General features: G+C 58.0%; 20 protein-coding genes and 1 riboswitch. Of the genes, 14 read left to right on the forward strand and 6 right to left on the reverse strand.

What is annotated here, in order from left to right; genetic code table 11:
* Positions 1-41 precede the first annotated feature (41 nt).
* From EG886_RS03520 to EG886_RS03530, 3 genes are all read right to left on the reverse strand, one after another.
* On the reverse strand, positions 42-1,091 hold the full coding sequence (locus EG886_RS03520; protein WP_124726844.1) for a sensor histidine kinase: 1,050 nt from the start codon (positions 1,089-1,091) through the stop codon (positions 42-44).
* On the reverse strand, positions 1,088-1,804 hold the full coding sequence (locus EG886_RS03525; RefSeq protein WP_124726845.1) for a response regulator transcription factor: 717 nt from the start codon (positions 1,802-1,804) through the stop codon (positions 1,088-1,090). Before EG886_RS03525 ends, EG886_RS03520 begins: the two co-directional genes overlap by 4 nt.
* A 237-nt stretch (positions 1,805-2,041) precedes the next feature.
* Positions 2,042-2,878, reverse strand: coding sequence for a manganese catalase (locus EG886_RS03530; RefSeq protein WP_124726846.1), 837 nt, complete (start codon positions 2,876-2,878; stop codon positions 2,042-2,044).
* Between the two features lie 228 nt (positions 2,879-3,106).
* Here EG886_RS03530 and EG886_RS13920 point away from each other — a divergent pair, with 228 nt between their 5' ends.
* The 3 genes from EG886_RS13920 to EG886_RS03545 all read left to right on the forward strand — a co-directional run bounded on the left by EG886_RS13920 (position 3,107) and on the right by EG886_RS03545 (position 6,019).
* On the forward strand, positions 3,107-3,886 hold the full coding sequence (locus EG886_RS13920) for a peptidoglycan DD-metalloendopeptidase family protein (protein ID WP_241154358.1): 780 nt from the start codon (positions 3,107-3,109) through the stop codon (positions 3,884-3,886).
* 142 nt (positions 3,887-4,028) lie between these two features.
* Complete coding sequence (locus tag EG886_RS03540) at positions 4,029-4,925, forward strand: protein-L-isoaspartate O-methyltransferase family protein (RefSeq protein ID WP_124726847.1); 897 nt, start codon at positions 4,029-4,031, stop codon at positions 4,923-4,925.
* A 149-nt stretch (positions 4,926-5,074) separates the two neighbouring features.
* A complete protein-coding gene (locus tag EG886_RS03545) occupies positions 5,075-6,019 on the forward strand; it encodes a carbohydrate kinase family protein (protein ID WP_124726848.1) in 945 nt (314 codons plus the stop codon).
* Between the two features lie 116 nt (positions 6,020-6,135).
* Here EG886_RS03545 and EG886_RS03550 read toward each other — a convergent pair whose 3' ends face one another.
* The gene (locus tag EG886_RS03550) at positions 6,136-7,134 is read right to left on the reverse strand and encodes a ketoacyl-ACP synthase III (RefSeq protein WP_241154359.1); all 999 of its coding nucleotides are present in this window, start codon (positions 7,132-7,134) and stop codon (positions 6,136-6,138) included.
* Between the two features lie 227 nt (positions 7,135-7,361).
* Positions 7,362-7,471, forward strand: a riboswitch (TPP riboswitch).
* A gap of 126 nt (positions 7,472-7,597) precedes the next feature.
* Here EG886_RS03550 and tenA point away from each other — a divergent pair.
* Genes tenA through thiE form a run of 11 tightly spaced genes read left to right on the forward strand, consistent with a single transcriptional unit; the run spans position 7,598 to position 16,404 of the window.
* On the forward strand, positions 7,598-8,284 hold the full coding sequence (gene tenA, locus EG886_RS03555; RefSeq protein ID WP_124726850.1) for a thiaminase II: 687 nt from the start codon (positions 7,598-7,600) through the stop codon (positions 8,282-8,284).
* 35 nt (positions 8,285-8,319) lie between these two features.
* Positions 8,320-8,904: an ECF transporter S component gene (locus EG886_RS03560; RefSeq protein WP_241154360.1), complete on the forward strand. Its 585-nt coding sequence runs from the start codon at positions 8,320-8,322 to the stop codon at positions 8,902-8,904.
* A 6-nt stretch (positions 8,905-8,910) separates the two neighbouring features.
* Positions 8,911-10,398 (forward strand): ABC transporter ATP-binding protein, encoded by a 1,488-nt coding sequence (locus EG886_RS03565; protein ID WP_124726852.1) that lies wholly within the window; start codon positions 8,911-8,913, stop codon positions 10,396-10,398.
* Positions 10,377-11,177: an energy-coupling factor transporter transmembrane component T family protein gene (locus EG886_RS03570; protein ID WP_124726853.1), complete on the forward strand. Its 801-nt coding sequence runs from the start codon at positions 10,377-10,379 to the stop codon at positions 11,175-11,177. Before EG886_RS03565 ends, EG886_RS03570 begins: the two co-directional genes overlap by 22 nt.
* An 18-nt stretch (positions 11,178-11,195) precedes the next feature.
* Complete coding sequence (locus EG886_RS03575) at positions 11,196-11,834, forward strand: thiamine phosphate synthase (protein ID WP_420894154.1); 639 nt, start codon at positions 11,196-11,198, stop codon at positions 11,832-11,834.
* Positions 11,818-12,948 (forward strand): glycine oxidase ThiO, encoded by a 1,131-nt coding sequence (thiO, locus tag EG886_RS03580; RefSeq protein ID WP_124726855.1) that lies wholly within the window; start codon positions 11,818-11,820, stop codon positions 12,946-12,948. Before EG886_RS03575 ends, thiO begins: the two co-directional genes overlap by 17 nt.
* The gene (thiS, locus tag EG886_RS03585) at positions 12,945-13,148 is read left to right on the forward strand and encodes a sulfur carrier protein ThiS (RefSeq protein WP_124726856.1); all 204 of its coding nucleotides are present in this window, start codon (positions 12,945-12,947) and stop codon (positions 13,146-13,148) included. The genes thiO and thiS overlap by 4 nt, the downstream gene beginning before the upstream one ends.
* Position 13,149: 1 nt before the next feature.
* Entirely contained in the window at positions 13,150-13,920 is a 771-nt protein-coding gene (locus tag EG886_RS03590; protein WP_124726857.1) for a thiazole synthase, read from the forward strand.
* Positions 13,913-14,932 carry a ThiF family adenylyltransferase gene (locus tag EG886_RS03595; RefSeq protein WP_124726858.1) on the forward strand — a complete coding sequence of 340 codons (1,020 nt, stop codon included), beginning with the start codon at positions 13,913-13,915 and terminating at the stop codon, positions 14,930-14,932. The genes EG886_RS03590 and EG886_RS03595 overlap by 8 nt, the downstream gene beginning before the upstream one ends.
* A gap of 15 nt (positions 14,933-14,947) precedes the next feature.
* Entirely contained in the window at positions 14,948-15,754 is an 807-nt protein-coding gene (thiD, locus tag EG886_RS03600) for a bifunctional hydroxymethylpyrimidine kinase/phosphomethylpyrimidine kinase (protein WP_124726859.1), read from the forward strand.
* Positions 15,754-16,404 carry a thiamine phosphate synthase gene (thiE, locus tag EG886_RS03605; protein ID WP_124726860.1) on the forward strand — a complete coding sequence of 217 codons (651 nt, stop codon included), beginning with the start codon at positions 15,754-15,756 and terminating at the stop codon, positions 16,402-16,404. The genes thiD and thiE overlap by 1 nt, the downstream gene beginning before the upstream one ends.
* 464 nt (positions 16,405-16,868) lie before the next feature.
* Here thiE and EG886_RS03610 read toward each other — a convergent pair whose 3' ends face one another.
* Positions 16,869-17,822 (reverse strand): DMT family transporter, encoded by a 954-nt coding sequence (locus EG886_RS03610; RefSeq protein WP_164491631.1) that lies wholly within the window; start codon positions 17,820-17,822, stop codon positions 16,869-16,871.
* Between the two features lie 203 nt (positions 17,823-18,025).
* Positions 18,026-22,327, reverse strand: a complete 4,302-nt coding sequence (locus EG886_RS03615; protein WP_164491632.1) for a PolC-type DNA polymerase III — start codon at positions 22,325-22,327, stop codon at positions 18,026-18,028.
* Positions 22,328-22,437 lie beyond the last annotated feature (110 nt).

Below are 22,437 nucleotides of genomic sequence, written 5' to 3' on the forward strand. Positions count from 1 at the left end.
AAATGATTGGCAAGACATTGTCCGTGAATCACCGTTTCAAACTATTGCTTTGTGTATGTGATGGAAACGGCGGTTCCTTTCCCGACTTTGGATTCGATATGGATCGAGTGGTTCAATTTTTCCAACACCTTTTTCACCAAATACAACCCCATCCCGGTGGCTTGGGCAAATTGTCTGCCGTTTTCTCCCGTGAAAAACGGCTCAAACACACGCGGGAGATCCTGAGGGGGGATCCCCGGACCCTCATCACGAATGGTCAATACGGTCTCTTGATCCTGTTTTTCCAATGTTATGTGGAGAAAGCTGCTTTGCTTGGACTGAGAAGCATATTTCAAGGCATTTTGGATGATTTGTTCGATCACGAAACGGTTCCACTTTTTGTCTGTGTAGATGATCCAATCCCCTTGTTCAGCTGTCAACTTGGGAAAGATTCTGTATCGGATAAACAATTTCTTTTTGGAATGAATCACATCCCGAACCATTTCGAGCAGAGAGACCGGACGGATTTGGTAGTCCGTCGCAAAATCGGTCAATCTGGCCATGGACAAGACCATGTCCAAGCCGGTGCTTATTTTTTCTGCCTCTTCCTCCATGCTCTTTAACAACTCCCGCTGTTCCGGAGAAATGTCGTTCGTTTGATGACTCAACAGCAGCAGTGTGGATACGGGTGTTTTCATTTGATGAACCCACAGATTCATGAATTCCACATGTTGTTGCCGGGTGGTTTGAAATTGATGACGCTCTTCCACTGCCAATTGATAAAAATGCTGAATCACGTTGCTGACGAGATCGCGTTCCGGACTTCCGGTTTTTTCCCATTCGGCAAACCAATCGACCGAGGAAGCACGCGCGGATGCCTCCAGTTGCCGGTAATACGGATACCAACGCAGGAATTGGAGAACGAGAAACAATAAGAGCCAAACGGAAGACAACAACAAGGCATAACCGAGATGGCGATTGAGAGGCGTCAGCTTGGCTTTCTCAAACGAAAGGATCAACGCGAACAACAAATACACGATTCCCAGACCTGAATAATACACAATGATCCAACCGGCCCGTTCACGGAGAAAAATGTAGAGGGCTCGCTTCATGTTTGATCCCTTTCCATTCGTTTCGGGTTCAGCTTGTACCCGACTCCGCGCTTCGTTTCGATCAGGGAATCCAAACCCCAAGGGCTCAATTTTTTTCGAAGACGGGTGACGTTCACGGTAAGCGTGTTATCGTCGACAAAGGTGCAGTCATCCCACAGCACTTCCAAACACTCTTCCCTTGTCACCACTTCACCGGCTCTTTGCATCAGCAGGTGCAACAATTTCCATTCGTTTTTGGTCAAGGGTTGAGTTTGACCCTGATAAACGACCTCCATCTTGTTGACAAGCAATTTCAACTCACCGATCTGGATCACTGACTCGTTTGTGTTCTCCTCATTGGCAAGCTCTCCGTAAACCCGTCTGAGAATGGCTTTTATTTTGGCGAGCAATACTTCCGGATGAAACGGCTTTGTCATATAATCATCGCCGCCGCTCTCCAGGCCCAACACTTGCTCGATCTCACTGTCCCGGGCTGTCAAATAAAGGATGGGAACCGAGGAATGCCGGCGAATGCGGCGGCACAGATGGTAGCCATCCTGATAAGGCAGATTCACATCCAAAATCACCAGATGTGGGTTCAGTTCTTCGCATTCTTCCACCACGCGGGCAAAGTCTTGAACCAGTTCCACCCTGTATCCGTATGGCACCAAAAAGGAACGGATCCACTCGGCAATTTTCCGTTCGTCTTCAACGATGTAAATGGTATATTCCATGGATCTTCCCCGTTTCGTGGTATTCTTTGACTTACCGGTTTATCCTGTATGATCCAACCGGTACCGAATCCTTCAATCGTCATTATATCGCCCACTCGTTTTTCCGCTTCGGGTCATCCCTGAATATCCACTTCCTGCGTTTCATGAAGCGTAAACCGTTTGAACTTCAGTCGACAAAAAAACCTGTTGACGTTTTCTTTGTCAACAGGCAATGCCGACGATTTTCCGTCGGTTTTTTTATTTGGTGCAAGGGCGGGGCGTGTCGTGGACCGCCGGAGGTGCCGGAGGGAGCTTCGGAATGCCGCCGTATGCGGGCGGTCTGCCGACATAATTGAACATTCCCCGGCCGTCGGGGGCGGGGCCGTGAGCCCAAGGGCCTTTGGCGCTGTCTTCGCCTGCGGAGAAATTGTACAGGGTGTAAGCCACTTCCTGGATCTGACACTTGCGCGGGAAGGTGGTGGGAACCACGTTGTCACCCTCGCACTCCTCCAACTCACGAATGGCGGCCATCCACTGGTTTTGATGCATGTTGTCCCGGGCGATCAGCCAGGAAAGCATGTCTTTGACGCCGCGGTCGTCGGTCATTTCCCAAAGCCTTACCGCCTGAAGGCGCCCCTGTGATTCGGCGGTCAGGTTGGCGCGGAGATCGGCCAGCAAGTTGCCGCTGGCAATGGTGTATCGGGCATTCCAAGGATACCCGACGCTGTCCGTGGGAGTGGCTCCAAGCCCCGACACGATCACGTGCTGGGGATTCATGCCGCCCATGACAGCTTCAATGATCGGATTTTTGGCGGCTTCCTCCTGATCCTTGACCGGAGCTTTGTCCAGCAGTCTGGCGATCATGGTGGCGAGCATCTCCACATGGGCCAGTTCTTCCGTGCCGGTGTCCAGCAACAGGTCCCGATACTTGGAATGGGCTTTGCTCCTCAGATTCCAACCTTGGAACAAATACTGCATCGCCACGGTGATTTCCCCGAACTGCCCGCCCAGGATTTCCTGCAACTTCTTGGCAAAAATCGGATCCGGTCTTTCCGGCTTGGCTTCGAATTGCAGCTCCTTGACATGAAAAAACACGGCATTCCCTCCCGGAAGGTCATGTTGACCATATGGTATCGGGCGGGTGCCCGGATGGTGCTTGTTCGTAGAAAAGGTTGGACGGGCATTCACGGGGAGAGCCGTGTTGCTGTGACCAAAAAAGTTTGATCAAGTCGCGGGATCGATAAAAATCTATCATCAATAAACATAATAATATTTCTAATGTTAAAATAATAATAGATTTTATGCAGGAAAGGAGATGTGAATTTGAGGAATTTCAGATATTGGCTTCCTGTTGTGTTGTCCATGATTCTTTCCTTCACCGTTTTTCCCCTCCCGCGTTCGGCGGACGCCGCACCCAATTTTTCCATGCCGTTTCCGTGCAACCAGACGTGGGTCGGGGAGACGCGGACCAATCACAATCCGACGTATGCGGTGGATTTGAACCGGGCCAATGACCTCGGAGATCCCGTGGTGGCATCGGCTGCCGGGAAGGTGATCACGGTTCGGGATCTGGGCAACACCAGCTACGGCAAGTACGTGGTGATTGATCACGGCGGAGGCTGGACCACTTGGTATGCCCATCTCCAATCGTTCAGTGTTTCCGTCGGTCAAAGCGTGAAAAAGGGACAAAAAATCGGAGCGGTGGGAAGCAGCGGAGGATCGACCGGGCCGCACCTGCACTATGAACAACGGCTCAACGGAACCGTTCAGAAAATCAAGTGGGAAGGAACTCAAATCCTGTATTACGGTCAAAAGAATTATACCAGCAAGAACAGTTGCGGCAGCAGCACCGTAACCGGTACGGTCAAAACAACCAGCGGTGCTCCGCTCAACATCCGCTCGGGCCCGGGCACCAGCTACAGCGTGGTGGGGCAGGTGGCCAACGGTGCCACGGTCACCATCCAGTGTCAGGTTCGGGGTGAAACCGTGACCGGCACGTTCGGGACCAGCAATCTGTGGAACCGGATCGGCAGCGGAAAATATGTTGCCGATGCATATGTCTACACCGGGTCGGACGGGCAAGTGGCCCCCACCTGTAAATGACGGAATCATCCGAACGGAAACCTCCGGGAAAACTCTGTTTTTTCCCGGAGGTTTTTCTTGTTTCAAGCCTCCTCCTCGAAGAAGGAATTCTCTGTGCAAAACCGAATGACAATGCACACAACAAATCGGGGGAGGGGCAGGCATGGACCAAGTGGTGGATGGGCCGGCACGTCACAAAGATCATTCGGATCACCCGGCCGGGGCGGAGATGGTACGATTGCTGCAATTACTTCGCGTTGAGAAAGGGAACCGGGTGTTGGAGATCGGTGGAACGGAGTGGACGTCCATGCTCTTGTCTGCCATGGTTGAACCGGAAGGACGGGTGGATCCCCTTCAGGCGGATCCGCCATTGGAGGAGATGGCTGACATCCGGTTTGAACCCGCGGAAGACTCCCCGGGATTTCCGGAAGAAGCCTCCTATGACCGGATCATTTCATGGTCGGGGCTGGACCGTTTGCCGGACGCATGGACAGAGCATTTGGCAGAGGGCGGGGTGTTGGTGGCTCCGTTTTCGGTGTTGCCCCTCCCGGACTCTCAGGTGGTTTGCCGGTTTGTGAAGGAAAACCGGAAGCTGACGGACGGAGACGTGTGGGAAGGCTCACGGTCGGCGGAGTCTGCTTCGGCGCGGAACGGCGTCATGTGGAAGACGGGCGAAAGGGAAGGGCAGGCCTGGGCCGGCGCGGACTGGATGAAGGGGCGCAAGCCGGAACGTTGGGGACAGCGTTTCCGCACGGCGCAGGGGGTGCCGTCACCGGTCAGGGAAACGGCGGCGTCGATTCGCCCGTTCCTGTTGGCCACGGCACCGGAAGGGCTCACCACGGCCCATCACCCGGTGATCGGTCGGTGCATCGGTTACAGCAGTGCGGACGGATTTGCACTGGCCGCCTTGCATGAACGGGTTTGGCTGGTCTCCGATGATCGGCACGGGCGAGTCCTTCGTCAGTGGTGGGACGAGTGGGGGCGGCGCGGGAAGCCGGATTACAAGGATCTGCGGGCAAGCGTGTCCGGCGGACGGGTGAGGGTTGTGCTCAGAAGGTGAAAGCGACCGTCCCTTCCATCGAACTCCGCGGCCGAAGCGTTCCAAGCGCCGGGAGAGGATCACGCGGAGGATGCGGAAGATCGCCCGAAAAGGTACTCTGGAAATGTGGTTGATCGATGAAAGGCAACACGGAACGGGAGGGTTTCCGCATGAAGCGTGTGTTTTGCGTGGGAGAGTTGCTCATCGATTGGGTATGCACCGAACACGGGGTGTCGTTGGCGGAAGGAAGCCGCTTCGAGAAAAAAGCGGGCGGCGCGCCGGCCAATGTGGCAGCCGCCGTGGCCAGGTTGGGAGGGGAAGCGGTGTTCATGGGACGGGTGGGGGAAGATCCCTTCGGAGATTTTCTGGTGAACACCTTGCGAAAAGAACGGGTGGACGTGTCGATGATCGACCGGGGAGGATCCACCACATTTGCCTTTGTTTCCCTCAAAGCGGACGGAGAACGGGATTTCGTGTTCTGCCGCGGGGCGGACGGTGAGTATTCCCTTGACCGGATCGACCTTTCCCGGTTGCGGTCGGGAGACATATTGCACTTCGGCTCCGCCACGGCCTGGTTGCCCGGAGAGCTTCGCGTCACGGTGTTTCAATTGCTTTCGATCGCCCGGGATCGGGGAATGTTCATCTCGTTTGATCCCAATCACCGCGATGCCCTGATTCATGATTTGGAATCATTCAGGCGGGATTGTCTTCATTTCCTGGAACATGCCCGGTTTGTGAAGATGAGCGAAGAGGAGGCCATGCTTGTCTCCGGCGTGAAGGATCCGATGGTCGCGGTAAACGTGCTGATGCGGCACGGTCCGGACGTGTTGTGTGTCACCATGGGAGCATCCGGAACGCTTTTGGCGACCCGGGAGCGGATGGAGTTGGTTCCGTCGGTACGGGTGAAGCAGGTGGATTCCACCGGCGCGGGAGACGCGTTTGTCGGTGCGATGCTGTACCGGTTTGCCGGGGAAGAGCGGTTGGAAGAAGCATTGGGCCATCATGGGAAATTGGCGGAATTTGTCCGGTTTGCCAACCGCGCCGGGGCGGCGGCGTGTACGGGCTACGGGGCCATCGCTTCCCTGCCGACGTTGGAGCAGGTTTTGTCATTGTGAAGAGGGAGCATGCCGCACATTTCCGTGAAAAGAGAGATGACACGAAAAGGACCGCATCATCCCGGACGGCCCGGTTCGGGACGGATGCGGTCTTTTGCCTCTTTCGGGAGGGTTCGTCAGATCGTCCAGCGGATGAGCGTGCTGGTGTGGACGAAACCGCCGCCGAATCCTGACAGCAGGACGAGGTCGCCGCGCTTCAGCTTGCCTGCGTCCATCCCGTCCTTCAGGGCAAGCGGAATGGAAGCCGATGAGGTGTTTCCGTACCGCGTTGCGCTGAACAACACCTTTTCCATGGGGATCCCGATGCGGCTGCAGACCGCTTCGATGATGCGGATGTTGGCACTGTGCGGCACGAACAGGTCCAAATCTCCCGGGGTGAGGCCTTCCTCTGCCAAGAGGGGCGGAATCTCCCGCACCAGGGTATGGACGGCGATTTTGAACACTTCCCGCCCGTTTTGCACCAGTTTTCCGTTGCGGAGGATCGGTTTGCCGCCGATGCGATCGGCGATTCCGGAGCAATAGAGGTGAATGCCGGCCGAACCGTCCGTGGTGGAGACGGAGCGGATGAAGGAAGGCTCCTTGGAGTCGTGTTCCACCAGGACCGCACCGGCGGCATCGCCGAACAGAATGCAGGTGGTGCGGTCCGTGTAATCGGTGATTTTGGACAGCGTTTCCGCGCCGATGACCAATACTTTGCGGCATTGTTCCGACGTGATCAACGCATTGGCCATATTGAGTCCGTGGACAAATCCGGCACAGGCCGCCGAGATGTCGATCGCACCGGCTGTCCGGGAAAGACCGAGGCGGTGGTGGACCTGACTGGCCACGCTGGGGAACGGCGCATCGGGAGTGGCGGTGGACACGATGACAAAATCGATGTCCGCCAAACGTACCTGGTGTCTCTCCACCAGGTTTTCCACGGCTTTGACACACAGATCCGACGTGAATTCGTCGTTGGCGGCGATTCGACGTTCATGGATGCCGGTTCGTTGCACGATCCATTCATCCGAGGTTTCCACCAACCGTTCCAGGTCTCGATTGGTCAGCACGCGTTCGGGAACATGGGTCCCGATGGCGGAAATGCGGGCTTGGGAAACGGGAATCGCGGAAGTCACGGGGCATTCCTCCTTGCATGAATGGGGATCAAGGAAAAATGTGGAAGAGTTTGTGATCAACATTTAGAACCAGGTCATAATAATGGGTTTCAATCATTCTATTCCGGTTTTCGCCGGGTGTCAATCGATGATTTCGAAATGTTTCGAGACAAGAAAAAATATTTGACAAAAAGTTGAAACGTGTTAATATGGACACGAAAGTATTAATCAATCACAAGTTCATATGGAAAGTCCACTGGGGGGGCCTTTAGTGAAAGGCTGAGATTAAAGTGTTACTTTAAGACCCTTGGAACCTGATCTGGATCATACCAGCGTAGGGAAGTGGCGGAAGGCACGTTTTTCGGGTGCCGGATTGTGCATATCGACCGCTCACCGCTTTCTTCCCCGTGAAGAAAGCGGTTTTTGTTTGTCTGGGTGATCCCGGAAGGTCGGTGGGCCGAGAAGAGAAAAGGGGGATCTGTTGTTGACATTCAGCGAACGGCTCAGACGGGAAGCGGATCCGGTGTGGCAAGCCAGTTTCGAGCATCCTTTCGTGAAGGGAATCGCGGACGGCAGCTTGCCGATGGCTTGTTTCCGTCACTATGTGCTCCAGGATTCCTACTATCTTTCCCACTTCGCCCGTGTGCAGGCCATCGGGGCGACCAAAGCGGATTCGCTCCCGGAAACGGCGAGAATGGCCCTTCACGCTCAGCGCACCTGTGACGCCGAGCTGTCCCTCCATCGGCGCTTCATGAATCGTTTGAACATCACGGAGCAGGAAAAAGAAACGTTCGAACCTGCCCCCACGGCATACGCATACACGTCCCATCTGTATCGTGCCGCATGGACGGGGGAGTACGGAGACGTCATTGCCGCCATTCTTCCGTGTTATTGGCTGTACATGGAGATCGGGGAAAGGCTGAAAGGGAAAGAGCCGGATGAGCCGATCTACCGGGAGTGGATCTCCGCCTACGGCAGCGACTGGTTCCGTCAGCTGGTGGAGGAGCAGATCCGCTGTCTGAACCGGATTGCCGATCGGGCTTCGGAAGCGACCCGAAACCGGATGAGAGATCACTTCCTGATCAGCAGCCGGTATGAATGGATGTTCTGGGAAATGGCGTGGCGCCTGGAATCGTGGCCGGCGGATGCCGCGCGCGGAAAAATCGGGTGAGTTCTGTTCGGAATGTTGGGAGGAGGGCGAAGACTTTGAACAAAGGACTGAAGCTGACGGACATTCTCGTGACGGTTGTCATTTCCGTCGTGTTCGGCGTGGTGTACAAGCTGTGGGGACCGCTGTATTACGCGGTCAAGCCGTTCGGGCTCCATCTGGACCAGTTTCTCTACGGCATGTGGTTCATCGCCGCGGCGGTGGCGTTTCTGATCATCCGCAAACCGGGAGTGGCCGTCTTGGCGGAGATGGCCGCTGCTTCCGGGGAATTGATCATGGGATCGGAGTGGGGGCTGGAAACGATGATCTACGGACTGGTGCAAGGTCTGTTCGCCGAATTGATCTTTGCCCTGTTCCGGTACAAGCGGTACGACTTGCCGGTGTTGTTTTTGGCCGCGGCCGCTTCCACCGTCGGGTCCCTGATCATGGATTTCTGGAAAGGGTACATCGATGAACTGGCGGCTTGGAACCTGACGCTGTATATCGGAATGCGGCTGATCGGAGCGCTGGTGATCGCCGGCTGGTTCGCCCGCGTTCTGGTGAACGCGCTGGATGCGACCGGAGTGACCCGGCTGGTTCGCCCCGCTTCCCGGGAAGATTGGGACTCCCTGGACCGGGAGTGACGGAAGATGAAACCGGCACTTTCCGTCAAGGGGCTCAGGCTCAAGTTTCCGGGCAAAGAAGGACTTCTGTTCAAGGATCTGTCCGTGACGGTCCGACGGGGAGAGAAGGTTCTCTTTCTCGGGCCGTCCGGATGCGGGAAATCGACGCTGCTTCGGGTGATGTGCGGATTGATTCCCCGCGTCATCGATGTTCCGGCCAAGGCGGAAGAGCAACGGATTCCCGATTCGTGGGGCATGGTTTTTCAAGATCCGGACACCCAATTTTGCATGCCGTATGTGGATGAGGAAATCGCCTTTGTGCTGGAAAATCTGGGAGTTCCGCGGGAAGAGATGCCGGGGAGGATTCGCGATTTGCTTGAGCGGGTCGGTCTTCATCTCCCGGATCCCCATGTCCGGATCGGCACGCTCTCCGGGGGAATGAAGCAGCGGTTGGCCATCGCTTCCGTGCTGGCTCTGGAGCCCGACGTGCTGTTTCTGGACGAACCGACGTCCATGCTGGATCCTGAAGGGACGCGGGAAGTCTGGGAAGTGGTTCGCGAAGTGGCCCGTGACCGGACCGTGGTGATCGTGGAACACAAGATTGACCGGGTGCTGGATTTTGTCGACCGGATCCTGCTTTTCGATTCGCACGGACGCATCCTTGCGGACGGCCGGCCCGATGTCGTGTTGAAGCGCCACCGGGAAGAGATCCGCCATTTCGGCATCTGGCACCCCGGAGTCTGGGACGAATGGATGAGAGAAAATCCGGGGCGATTCGGCCGGAACGCGGAAAACCGGGAAGTGATTGTGCTCCGGGATTTCAGCGGATTCCGCCGGAAAGAGCCCCACATCCGGGTGGAAGCGGCGCAGGTGAGGGAAGGAGATTGGATCGCCGTCACCGGGGCAAACGGAGCGGGCAAAACCACTCTGCTCCTCGCCCTGATGCGCCTGATCCGCACCCGGGGGGAATGCCGCCTGCCCGGAATGTCCGGCGAGCGGGTCGCCGACTTGACCGGGCAAGTGAATCTGGTGTTTCAGAATCCCGAGCATCAGTTTGTCGAGCGGACCGTGTTTGATGAAATCGCGTTCGCGCTCCGGCGAAGCGGCGCTCCCGAAGAAGAAGTGAACCGCCGGGTGAATGAGCTGCTGGAGCTGTTCGGGCTTCACGGCAAGGAGATGCAACATCCGCACTTGTTGTCCACCGGAGAGAAGCGGCGACTCAGCGTCGCCACCGCCGTGGCGGTGAAACCAAGGGTGTTGCTGCTGGATGAACCGACGTTCGGCCTGGATGCGGCAAACACCTTCCGGCTGCTGGAGCTGTTGGAATCGATGCGAAGACAGGGAACCACCATTCTGATGGTGACACATGATGAGCGGATCATGGCGGACGCGGCCACGAGGATCTGGGTGATCCGAAGCGGCAGATTGGCGGAGGACAAAGTGCCGGGGGGATCGGCGGCATGGACGGACGGCCGGGGAAAGGAGGAAGCCGCATGCCTTTCGACGCGAATTTGAGGGAGACGTGGCTTCACCGGGCCAATCCCGCCGTGAAACTGATCCTGCTCACGATGATGATGTTGGGCACCTTGCTCATCCACAATCCCAATGTCCAGCTCTGGCTCTCGATGGGGACCCTGTTGTTGTTCGTCGGGTGGAGCGGCGCTCCGCTCCGGTGGATGGCGCTGATCCTGCTCTCACTGCTGTTTGTGGTCGTATCTTCTTCGCTGACGATGATCATGTTCGGCAAAGGGGAGACCGTCTGGTGGGAATGGGGCTGGATCCGCGTGTCCGAGGAAAGTTTTTACCGCGGGATTCACGTGGGATTCCGCTCCATGGCGTTCGCCTGTCTCGGCCTGGTGTTTTCGTTCACCACCCGGCCGGTGCTCCTCTTCTATTCGCTCATGCAGCAGCTGAAACTTCCGCCGAGGCTGGCTTACAGCATGATGGCGGCCATCCGGCTGATTCCGATGTTGGCCGAAGAGCTGCAGACGCTGCGCATGGCGTTCCGTGTGCGGGGAGTCGTGACGAAAGGCGGGCCGCTTTCCCTGCTGCGGGTGACCGTGAAGTATGCGGTGCCCCTGTTGTCCCAGGGGATCCGGCGCGCCGCCCGGATCGCCGTGGCGATGGAAGCGAAGCGGTTTTGCGAGGGGGGCCGGACGTATTATTACCGGACCGGCATCTCGGGACATGATCTGCTGTTGGCCGTGGTCTGCTTGGGAATGTTCGCGGCGGCGATGGCGGTCGGGAAGGAGTTCCCGGTGTGGCCGGTTCCGGATGTTCGGTCCGTGGACTGAAGCGGTGACGGAGGAGGAATGCGGGTGAAACGACCGGAGCTTCATGTGGTCACCACGGGGAGGCAGCCCGCCGAACGGGTCGTTCCTGTATTGGCGGAGATCTCGCCGCTGGTGGATCGGATTCATCTGCGGGAAAAAGCGCTCTCCGCCGGAGAGGTGTACCGAATGGCCGCTTCGTTGGCGGAGCGGGGCGTACCGCCGGAAAAAATCATCATCAATGACCGGGTGGACGTGGCGGTGGCCATCGGGGCGGGAGGCGTCCAGCTGGCGTGGCACAGCCTGCGGATGTCCGTCGTTCGCCGCGCGTTCCCCGGACTGCGGGCGGGCCGCTCCGTCCATTCGGAAAAAGAGGCGGACGAGGCCGTTCGTGACGGAGCCGATTGGCTCATCTACGGGCACGTGTTTCCCACCCGAAGCAAACCGGGCCTGTCGCCGCGGGGATTGGAAGAGCTGGGATCCATCATTCGCCGCCAACCGGTTCCGGTCATTGCCATCGGGGGGATCTTGCCGGAAAATGCCGGGCTCCCTCTTGAGGCGGGGGCGGCGGGCATCGCTGTCATGTCGGGCATTCTGGAGAGGCCCGATCCGGCGAAGGCGGCGTGGGAGTATGCCGCGATCCTGAACAGGTGGGTGAAAAAACATGGCACAAACCTTTGATGTCGCCGTCATCGGCGGAGGGGTGATGGGTTGCGGCATTGCCTGGAAATTGGCCGAACGCGGGCACAAGGTGGTTGTGCTCGAACGGGACCGCGTCGGCGCCAAGGCTTCTTCCGCGGCTGCCGGCATGTTGGGGGCCCAGGCGGAACTCACGGAAGACGGACCGCTGCTTCGGCTGGCCGTCAAGAGCCGCTCCATGTTTCCTGGACTGGCGGCGGAGCTGAAAGAGCTCTCGGGAATCGACATCCGCTTTGTCGACCGGGGGATGGTGAAAATCGCTTTGACGGCCGAGGAGGCGGAGGCGCTGCGGGATCAGGCCCTTCGCCACTGCGAAATGGGGCTGGAAGTGGCCTGGTTGGACGGGGAGCGCCTCCGGCAACGGGTCCCCGGTTTGTCTCCGCTGGTGCAAGGAGGAGTGTTTTTGCCGCGGGACGGTCAGGTGTCGGCACCGGACTTCACACGGGCACTCGCCCGAAGCGCCGTCAAGCGGGGAGCGATCATCCGCGAGCATGTGGAAGTGACGGGACTGGTGCTGGATGGAAACGCCGTCCGCGGAGTGAAAACCTTGACGGACGTGATTCATGCGGACCGGGTGGTGGTGGCTGCGGGAGCGTGGACCGGCGGAATGCTCGCCAAAGCGGGGGTTCACATCCCGACGGTTCCCGTCAAGGGAGAATGCTTTTCCGTGATGGCGGACACCACCTTCCTCGGGCACACGGTGTTTGCCGAAGGTTGTTACCTCGTTCCCAAAGAGGGAGGACGACTGGTGGTGGGGGCCACCATGGAACCCGGCACCTTTGACGAACGGATCTCTCTCGGGGGCCTGGCCGAATTGATGCAAAAAGCGATGCGCATTTTTCCCTCGATCCATTTGGCTTCCTGGGAGCGTGCGTGGAGCGGAATCCGCCCGCAGACTCCGGACGGCCTTCCGATTCTCGGCCGGCATCCGGAAATCGGGGGGCTCATCGTCGCCACCGGTCATTTCCGGAACGGAATCTTGCTGGCGCCCGTCACGGCGGAGATCGCGGCCGATTTGGCGGAGGACAAGCCGGTCCCGCCGTCATTGGAAGCGTTTCGCGTCGATCGGTGGAACAACGTGGAGGTGATGTCATGAATCTGCGCATCAACGGGGAGACGGTTCACATTCCGGAAGAAGTGACCACCGTGGAAGATCTGCTCGGTCACTTTTCCCTCGCGGGCAAAGTGGTGATCGTGGAGCGGAACGGCGAAGTGCTGGAGAAGGCGGACCATCCCCGGACGCGTCTTTCGGACGGAGACCGGATTGAAATCGTTCACTTTGTGGGAGGCGGTTGACATGTTGAAAATCGGACCATATACCTTCCGGTCCCGGCTGCTTCTGGGAACCGGCAAATACCCCGATCCGGATGTGCAAAAGCAGGCGGTGGAAGTCTCCGAAGCGGAGATTCTCACGTTTGCGGTCCGCCGCATGAATATCTGGCAACCGGATCAACCCAACTTGCTGGAACGGCTGGATCTGACCCGATACAAGCTGCTTCCCAACACCGCCGGGGCCAAGACGGCGGCCGAAGCGGTGAGAATCGCCAAGCTCGCCCGCGCGTCCGGGCTGTGCGACATGGTGAAAGTGGAAGTGATCGGCTGTGACAAAACGTTGTTGCCGGATCCGGTGGAGACGCTCCGTGCGACGGAAGAGCTGCTCAAAGAGGGCTTCATCGTGCTTCCTTACACTTCGGATGACGTGGTGCTGGCCCGGAGATTGCAGGAGTCGGGAGCGCACGCCGTGATGCCGGGCGCATCCCCGATCGGGTCCGGTCAGGGGATCGTCAATCCGCTCAATCTCAGCCTGATCATCGAACAGTCCACCGTGCCGGTCATCGTGGATGCGGGCATCGGTTCCCCCGCGGACGCCGCCTTGGCGATGGAATTGGGAGCGGACGGGGTGCTTTTGAACACCGCCGTTTCCTCGGCCAAAGATCCGGTCAAGATGGCGAGGGCGATGAAATTGGCCATCGAAGCGGGGCGACTCGGATATGAAGCCGGACGGATTCCCAAAAAGCGGTATGCCACGGCGAGCAGCCCCTCGGAAGGATGGAGCCCCGTTGGATGATCGGTACTCCAGACAAATCTTGTTTGCGCCCGTCGGGAAAAAAGGGCAGTCGCGGATCCGCCGGGCGCACGTGTTGGTCATCGGGGCGGGGGCGTTGGGCACCGCGATTTCGGACATGTTGGTGCGGGCCGGCGTCGGTCGGTTGACCCTGATGGACAGGGATTTCGTCGAGTGGAGCAATTTGCAACGACAATCCCTGTACACGGAAGAAGACGCCCGGAGCAGGCTGCCCAAGGTCGTGGCGGCCGAAAGGAGGCTCCGGCAGATCAACGCGGATGTCCGGATCGAAGCAAGGATTGCAGACGTGACGGCGGCGGAGCTGGATGAATGGGTGGCGGAAGCGGATGTGCTCATGGATGCGACGGACAATTTCGAGACGCGCCTCATCATGAACGATGCGGCTTGCAAGCATCGCAAACCTTGGATCTACGGGGCTTGTGTCGGCGGTTACGGGATGACGTTCACCATTCTCCCCGGCGAAACGCCGTGCCTCTCCTGTTTGATGGAAACGGTGCCCATGGGCGGGGCCACCTGCGATACCGCCGGCATCATCAGTCCGGCGGTTCAGATCGTGGCTTCCCATCAGGTGACCGAGGCACTGAAACTCCTGGTGGGGGACCGTGATTCGCTGCGCGGGACCCTGCTGGCCTTTGACTTGTGGGAAAACAGGCATCATGCCATGGATGTGTCACGACTGAAGAAAGAACAATGTCCGTCCTGCGGAGCCCGGGCCGTCCACCCCTATCTGGATCGGAGCCGGCAGAACCGGACCACGGTCCTTTGCGGACGGGACAGTGTGCAGATCCGGCCGATGGAAGCGGGCCGGCGGGACTTGGAATCCCTTACGGAGTCGCTCATCCGTCAGGGCAAGGAAGTGATCAGCAATCCGTTCCTGGTTTCGTTCGTGGACGGATCGTTCCGGCTGACCGTGTTTCGCGACGGACGGGTCTTGGTTCACGGAACCCGGGATCCGGCCGTGGCGCGGAGCATTTGTCACCGTTATCTGGGATGAACGGAGGCGACAAACATGGCAGTTTTCAAGGCACTCACGATCGCCGGCTCGGACAGCGGAGGCGGCGCGGGAATTCAGGCCGACCTGAAAACGTTTCAGGAGCTGGAGGCTTTCGGCATGTCGGCCATCACGGCGATCACGGCTCAAAACACCCTCGGCGTGCAGGGAGTGTGGCCCCTCCCGGTGGAAGCGGTTGTCCGGCAAATCGACTCGGTGGCGGAAGACCTGAGCCCGGATGCGGTCAAGACAGGCATGTTGTTCTCGGCGGAAATCATTGACGCGGTGGCCGAACGGATTCGCGGATACGGCTGGAAGCAGTTGGTCGTCGATCCGGTGATGGTGGCGAAGGGAGGGGCTCCGCTCCTGCACCCCGATGCGGTCCAGGCCGTGATTCGCTCCCTGATTCCGCTGGCCGCCGTGGTGACTCCCAACATTCCCGAGGCCGAAGTTCTGACCGGGATGACCATCCGATCTCTCGATGACCGGAAGGAAGCGGCCAAACGGATCGTCTCGTTCGGGGCAAAGGCGGTGGTGGTGAAAGGAGGACACGGAGAAGAAGAAACGGTGATCGATCTTCTGTATGACGGATCCGTGTTTGTGGAATTCCATCATCCGCGGGTCAACACCAGACACACCCACGGAACGGGCTGCACGTTCGCCGCGGCCGTCACCGCCGGGCTGGCCAGGGGAAGCAACCTGACGGATGCCGTGGATCTGGCCGAGTCCTACATCCGCTCGGCCATTGAGGATGAATTGGGCATCGGCGGAGGTCATGGTCCGACCAATCACTGGGCATACCGGCGCAGGAAAGGAGCTTCCTGATGAAAGATGCGCTTCGGGACCGGCTGAGACTCTACTTCGTCGCGGGCAGCGTGAACGTGCGCAAAGATCCCGGCCGCGTGTTGGAAGCCGCCATCCGGGGAGGCATCACGATGTTCCAGTTTCGCGAAAAAGGCGAAAATGCGCTGGTTGACGGAGACAAACGGCGTCTGGCACTGGAATTGAAAGAGATTTGCCGTCGCTGCAAAATTCCGTTCATCGTCAACGACGACGTGGAACTGGCCCTGGAGGTGGACGCGGACGGTGTTCACGTGGGACAGGAAGATCTCCCGGCGGAAGAGGTGAGGAAACGGATCGGGGACAAGATTCTCGGTGTTTCCGCCCATGACGCGGAGGAAGCTCTGCAGGCCGTTCGGGCCGGAGCCGATTATCTCGGCGTGGGTCCGATGCATGGGACGCTGACCAAACGGGACATCCGGCCGGTTCGGGGGCCGGTGGTGATTGAGGAGATTCGGCGGGCAGGTGTTCGTCTGCCGATGGTCGGGATCGGCGGAATCGGCCCGGGAAGGGTCGAGGACGTGATGAAGCGAGGAGCGGACGGGATTGCCGTCATTTCCGCGGTGGCCGGCGCCGAAGATCCGAAGATGGCCGCGCGATGGCTTCGGGCGGAAGTGGACCGTTTTGTCCGATGACGGATTGCGACCTGGATCCAAAAAACGGCTTCGGAAGCCGGATGCGTGCTTTTGATCGGAGCCGTACAGATGAAATAACGCCGGCCGTGGCCGGCGTTCGTCACCATGCAAGTCCCCTCTTCGGAGGGGTTTTTGCTTGTTCGGATGTCTGTTCAAGAGAGGCGCAACCGCTTTGCACGGTGTCAAACGCGGATTCGCCGCCCCATCAAACCGTCCCGTCTCCGGATCGGGATCGCCAATGGTTGTTTCTCTGTACGTCCCCTTTGGTGAGATGCCCTCGGATGGTTTCTGTCTTCACTACCAAGTTTACATTATTTTCTGTCCCTTGTGTAGTCTGAACTGAATATTTTTTTGTGATTATTCCGCATGGGATTCGCTTCTTGCGGAACATCTCCCGTTGGATCACAAAACTGGACTTTTGTCATCCGTTATGTGGTGGTTTGGAAGAGTTTGGAACGGTTCGTTCAAAATTCGGGCGCGTCTTTTCCCGCCTGATGAGGGGCTGCCCGGTCGGGGGATGGAGGACCGGCCGATTCCGGAGCCGCGTGATCCTCTTGCTTGTCCGACACGGACAAGACGGCGGCGGACAAGACGAGGATGGAGCCCAGCCAGGCGAGAGGACGCATCGTTTCATCCATGAAAGCCACGGCCACCCCGATGGTGACCAAGGGTTCAAACGTGCTGAGAATGGATGCCTGTGTGGATCCGATTTTGCTCATGCCCAGGAAAAAGGTGAGCATGGCGATCACCGTGGAGAACAGGGAAACTCCCAGGATATACGGCCAAGCCTGCGCTTCAAAGTCAAACTTGAGCTCTCCGAAAAGCAGTCCGGACAAGAAAATCGAGCCTGAAGCAAACAGGGACACATATGCACTGGTGACCAGGGACGGGGCTTCCGACACGACGCGGTTGCCCACCGTGATGTACAGTGAATAGACGACGGCGGCGCCCAATGCGGCCAGGATGCCTTCCGGGCGGATGGTTCCTTGGGGAGCCCCCAACACGAGACCGATGCCGGCAAACGACAGGATCACCGCCAATGCCGTGTTCAGGCGAAGCGGGCGCTTTTCCGTCTTGATCGCCAGCAGACAGACAAAAGCAGGATAGGTGTAAAGCAAGAGTGCCGCCAGAGATGAGGGAATCCATTTCACCGACGTGAAATACAGCGTGGATTGCAGCATGTACATCACGCCGCCGAGCAGAAAGAAGCTCTTGAGGTGCTTTTTGGTCGGTTTCCATGTTTCCCGGCGGACCCGGATCAGACCGAAGAAGAACAATGTCGCGAAAATGAAACGAAGCAGGAGCAGTGTTTGGACGGTAACGCCGTGTTCATACGCTCCGACCGCAAAAAAAGGCATGAGACCGAATCCGGCGGCGGAAAGAAGAACGAGCAAAATCCCCTGAAGTCTCTTGTTCATGTCGCATCCCTCGATGAGAAAGAAATGGTAGCCTCTCCATCCCATGTTAGCACAGTGGGAGGCATGAGGAGTCCGTGGAAAATGATGGAGAAAACGGTTCGAAAAAAGGGATTCAGGCATAAAGAAGCCTGAATCCCGGATGGATGGCCGCCAAGTTCCGCTTTTTTCGCCGGGTGTGTCGGCCGAACGGGTCCGTTCGAACTTCAGAACAGGACCAGTTGGTTGTTTTCGGGAAGCCCCTCGAGGCATCCCATCTCTTTCAGAATCTCCACGACGGTGCTGGAGACGCGGGTACGGCTCTGGAAGTCTTCCACGGACAGGAATTCGCCGTCTTTGCGCGCTTCCATGATGTTCTTGGCCGCGTTTTCCCCGACGCCGGCGATGGCGGCGAACGGCGGAATGAGTGCGTCGCCGTCGATGACAAATTGCGTGGCGTGAGAACGGTACAGATCCACGTTCTTGAATTTGAGTCCTCTGGCATAGAATTCGAGCACGGATTCCAGTGTGGTGAAGAGGGCTTTTTCTTTGGGGGGCGCGGTGTTCCCCTTATCCTGGATCTCTTTCATCTTGCGTTTGACCGCATCCGGGCCTTTCAGCACCACGTTCAGGTCGAAATCATCCACCAGACGGTAGAAATACGTGGCGTAATACTGAATGGGCCAGTACACCTTGAACCAGGCGATCCTCACCGCCATCATCACGTAGGCGGCGGCGTGAGCCCGCGGGAACATGTATTTGATCTTGCGGCAGGATTCGATGTACCATTCGGGCACGCCGTGTTGGCGCATCAGTTCGGCCTCTTCTTCGGACACGCCTTTGCCCTTCCGCACCTTCTCCATGATTTTGAAGGATTCTTTCGGCGGGCAACCCTTGTAAATCAGGTAGAGCATGATATCGTCGCGGCAACAGATCGTGTCGGACAGGGTACAGGTTCCGCTGCGAATCAGCTCCTGGGCGTTGCCCAGCCAAACGTCCGTCCCGTGAGACAATCCCGAGATCCTTACCAGTTCGGAAAACTTGGTCGGACGGGTGTCCTCCAGCATCTGACGGACAAACGAGGTGCCGAACTCCGGAATGCCGAGGGTTCCGGTTTTTACCCCGTTCATGTCTTCCGGCTTGATGCCGAGCGGTTCGGTGCTGCTGAAAATGCCCAGCACTTTCGGATCATCCAGCGGAATTTCCCGCGGATTGACTCCCGTCAGATCCTGCAGCATGCGGATCGATGTCGGGTCCTGATGACCCAGGATGTCCAGCTTCAAAATGGTTCCGCTGATGGAGTGGTAGTCGAAATGGGTGGTCCGGATGCCGGACTTGATGTCGTCGGCCGGATGTTGCACCGGAGTGATGTCGTGCACGTCCATGTATTGCGGAACGACCATCAGGCCGCCCGGATGCTGACCGGTGGTCCGTTTCACCCCGGTGCAGCCTTCCACCAGCCGGTCGATTTCCGCTTGCCGGAGATGCAGATTGTGTTGTTCCTGGTATTTCTTCACGAAACCGTAGGCGGTTTTTTCCTGCACCTTCGAGATGGTGCCCGCACGGTAGATGTATTCTTTGCCGAACAGTTCCTCCGTGTAGGCGTGTGCCCGTGCCTGATAATCGGAACCGAAGTTGAGATCGATGTCGGGAGTTTTGTCCGCTTCGAAACCGAGGAACGTTTCGAACGGAATGTCGTGACCGTCTTTGAGCATTTTTGTGCCGCATTTCGGACAATCCTTGTCCGGCAGGTCGAAGCCGGACTCCACGGAACCGTCGAGGATGAACTCGCTGTGCTTGCAAGTTTTGCAGCGCCAGTGGGGCGGAAGCGGATTCACCTCGGTGATGTCGCTCATGGTCGCCACGAACGAAGAACCCACCGAACCGCGCGATCCGACCAGATACCCGTCGGACAGCGATTTTGTCACCAGGCGTTGGGAGATCAGGTAGATGACGGCGAATCCGTGCTTGATGATGCTGGTCAGCTCGCGATCCAGCCGCTTCTGCACGGTTTCGGGCAGCGGGTCGCCGTACCATTCACGCGCTTTTTTGTAGCACATCTCCGAAAGCTCCTGGTCGGCCCCTTCGATGACGGGTGTGTTGGTTCCGTCGGGCAGCAGCTTGATTTCTTCGATGGCATCGGCGATTCGGCGCGGGTTGTCCACGACCACTTCCCGGGCTTTCTCTTCCCCGAGGTAAGAGAACTCCTCCAACATCTCGTTCGTGGTCCGAAAATGGGCTTTCGGCAGCGGGTCGGTGTTCCGGTAGTTGTTTTGTTGCTGGTGCAAGATGTCCCGGAAGATGGCGTCGTGCTCGTCCAAATAGTGAACGTTGGCCGTGGCCACGACCGGTTTGCCCAACTTTTCGCCGATTTCCACCAGCAGGCGGTTGGCTTCGCGCAGCCGGTTGGGGCTTTCCACCAAGCCTTTTTCCACCAGGTGCATGTTCAGATCGACCGGCTGAATCTCCAGGTAATCGTAGAATTGCGCGATCTCTTCCACTTCCGTCGGCGATTTGTTGAGCGCCGCCTCATACAGTTCTCCCCGTTCGCAACCGGACCCCACCAGGAGACCTTCCCGGTGCTTCACCAGTTCGCTGCGCGGGATCCGGGGAACGCGGTGGAAATATTTCATGTGTGACAGGCTGATCAATTTGTACAGGTTTTTCAGACCGACCTGGTTTTTCACCAGCAAAACGGCGTGGAACGGACGAAGTCTCGACAGGTCCCGCTCCCCGATGCTGTCGTTCAGCTTGTGCAAATGGGTGATGCCTTTTTCGGTGGTATCGAGGAGCATTTTCCACAGGATCTGTCCCGTGGTTTCCGCGTCGTAAATGGCCCTGTGGTGCTGCTCCAGGTGGATGCCCAGCTTGTCGGCCAGCGTGTTCAGCCGGTAATTTTTCATGCCGGGGTAGAGGAAGCGGGCCAGCTCCAGCGTGTCGACCACCGGATTTTTCACGGGCTCCCGGCCGATCCGCTTCACCGCCTCCTGGAGGAAGCCCATGTCGAACCGGGCGTTGTGCGCGGACAACACGCAACCGTCGATGAATCCGAGAAACCGTTCGATCACGTCATCGATTTCCGGAGCGTCTTTGAGCATGTCATCGGTGATGTGTGTCAGTTCAATGATGTGCTGGCTGAGCGGCCGGTGAGGATTGGCGAATTCGGAGAACCGGTCGATGATTTCCCCGCCTCTGATCTTGACCGCGGCCAGCTCGATGATGACGTCATGAACGGCGGACAGCCCGGTGGTCTCCACGTCGAACACCACATAGGTGGTGTCATCGAGCAAGGGGCGCTCATCGGCGTTCATCACGATGGGGACGCCGTCATCGACGATGTTGGCTTCCATGCCGAAAATCACTTTGATGCCGTGCTTTTTGCCGGCGGACCAAGCATCGGGGAAAGCCTGGGCCACTCCGTGATCGGTGATGGCGATCGCCGGATGTCCCCATTTTGCCGCACGCTTGATCAGTTCTCCGGCATCGTGGATGCCGTCCATGGCGGACATGGACGTGTGAAGGTGAAGTTCCACCCGTTTTTCCGGTGCCGTGTCCTGACGCTCCACGGGTTGGGCTTCCATGAGGTCGTTGACCATCAGAACCAGATCGCGGGTGAACGTGTCAAACTGGACGGAGCCCCGGACCTTGAGCCAATCGCCGTTTTTGATTTCTTTCAGGACCGCCGCTTGCTCCTTGTCGCGGGCAAACAGCTTGCAGGAGATGGAGTTGGTGAAATCCGTGAGATTGAACGTCAAAAGCAATCGTCCGCTCTTCAGCTCCTTCAGCTCGCTTTTGAACACCTTGCCCTTGACGATCACGCTCCGCTCCTCATCCTGAATGTCACGGATGGGAACGGGTTCGCCTTGGATGTTGTATCCGATCCGCTTCTCGACCGGCTTGTCGTTTTCCGGCGCTTCGGCGGATTTTTCCGAGGCGCGTGCCTGCTCCGCCAGCGCCTGCTGCACCAGTTCCTGTTCTTCGCGCTTTTTCACTTCCTGGAAGCGGTCCAGGAGCGCCTTGTCATCTCCGTTTTCCGCAAGCAGCCGAACAGGCAGCTCCCTGCCGGTGATCCTGGTGTAGAACCGGGCCACGTGCCGGTCCAGTTCCCGTTGACGGGCCATGCCCAGAACCGCGGGGTTGTTGAACAGGATCTCGATCCGATCTTGGTTCACCCGCCACCGGGCATGTCCGAACCAGGTGGCGGCAGCGGGAGTGACATGTTCCTGAATCAGTTTTTGAATGAAGTGCTTGTATTTCTGAAGGACGATTTCATGCTGGATCCGCTCGTAATTGAATTGGAAAGAGACCTGAATGTCGGGCTGAAAATGTCCGCGAACCCGCTGGATGAACTCTTCCCACACTTCCGGATCGATCGGCTCGGGCATCCATAGCCGGATCTGCCAGGATTTTTTTCCCGGATTCACCCGGACTTCACGGATTTCCGCATCCCGAAAGTGAGTGTCCAGCCATTCCGGCGGGAGGTGGGTTTCCCTCCACAGCCGTTCCAGTCCGTTGCGGTATTCCGACACGACGAACTCACCTCCGGCCTGATGGATTCGTTCCGGCCTGTCCGATACAAGAAAGAGGCGTGGCAGGAAAGGGCACAGGCCTGTATGCGTCTATCATCCTATCATATCGG

It is taken from the genome of Staphylospora marina (assembly GCF_003856495.1).
GTDB classification, from domain to species: Bacteria; Bacillota; Bacilli; order Thermoactinomycetales; family Thermoactinomycetaceae; genus Staphylospora; species Staphylospora marina.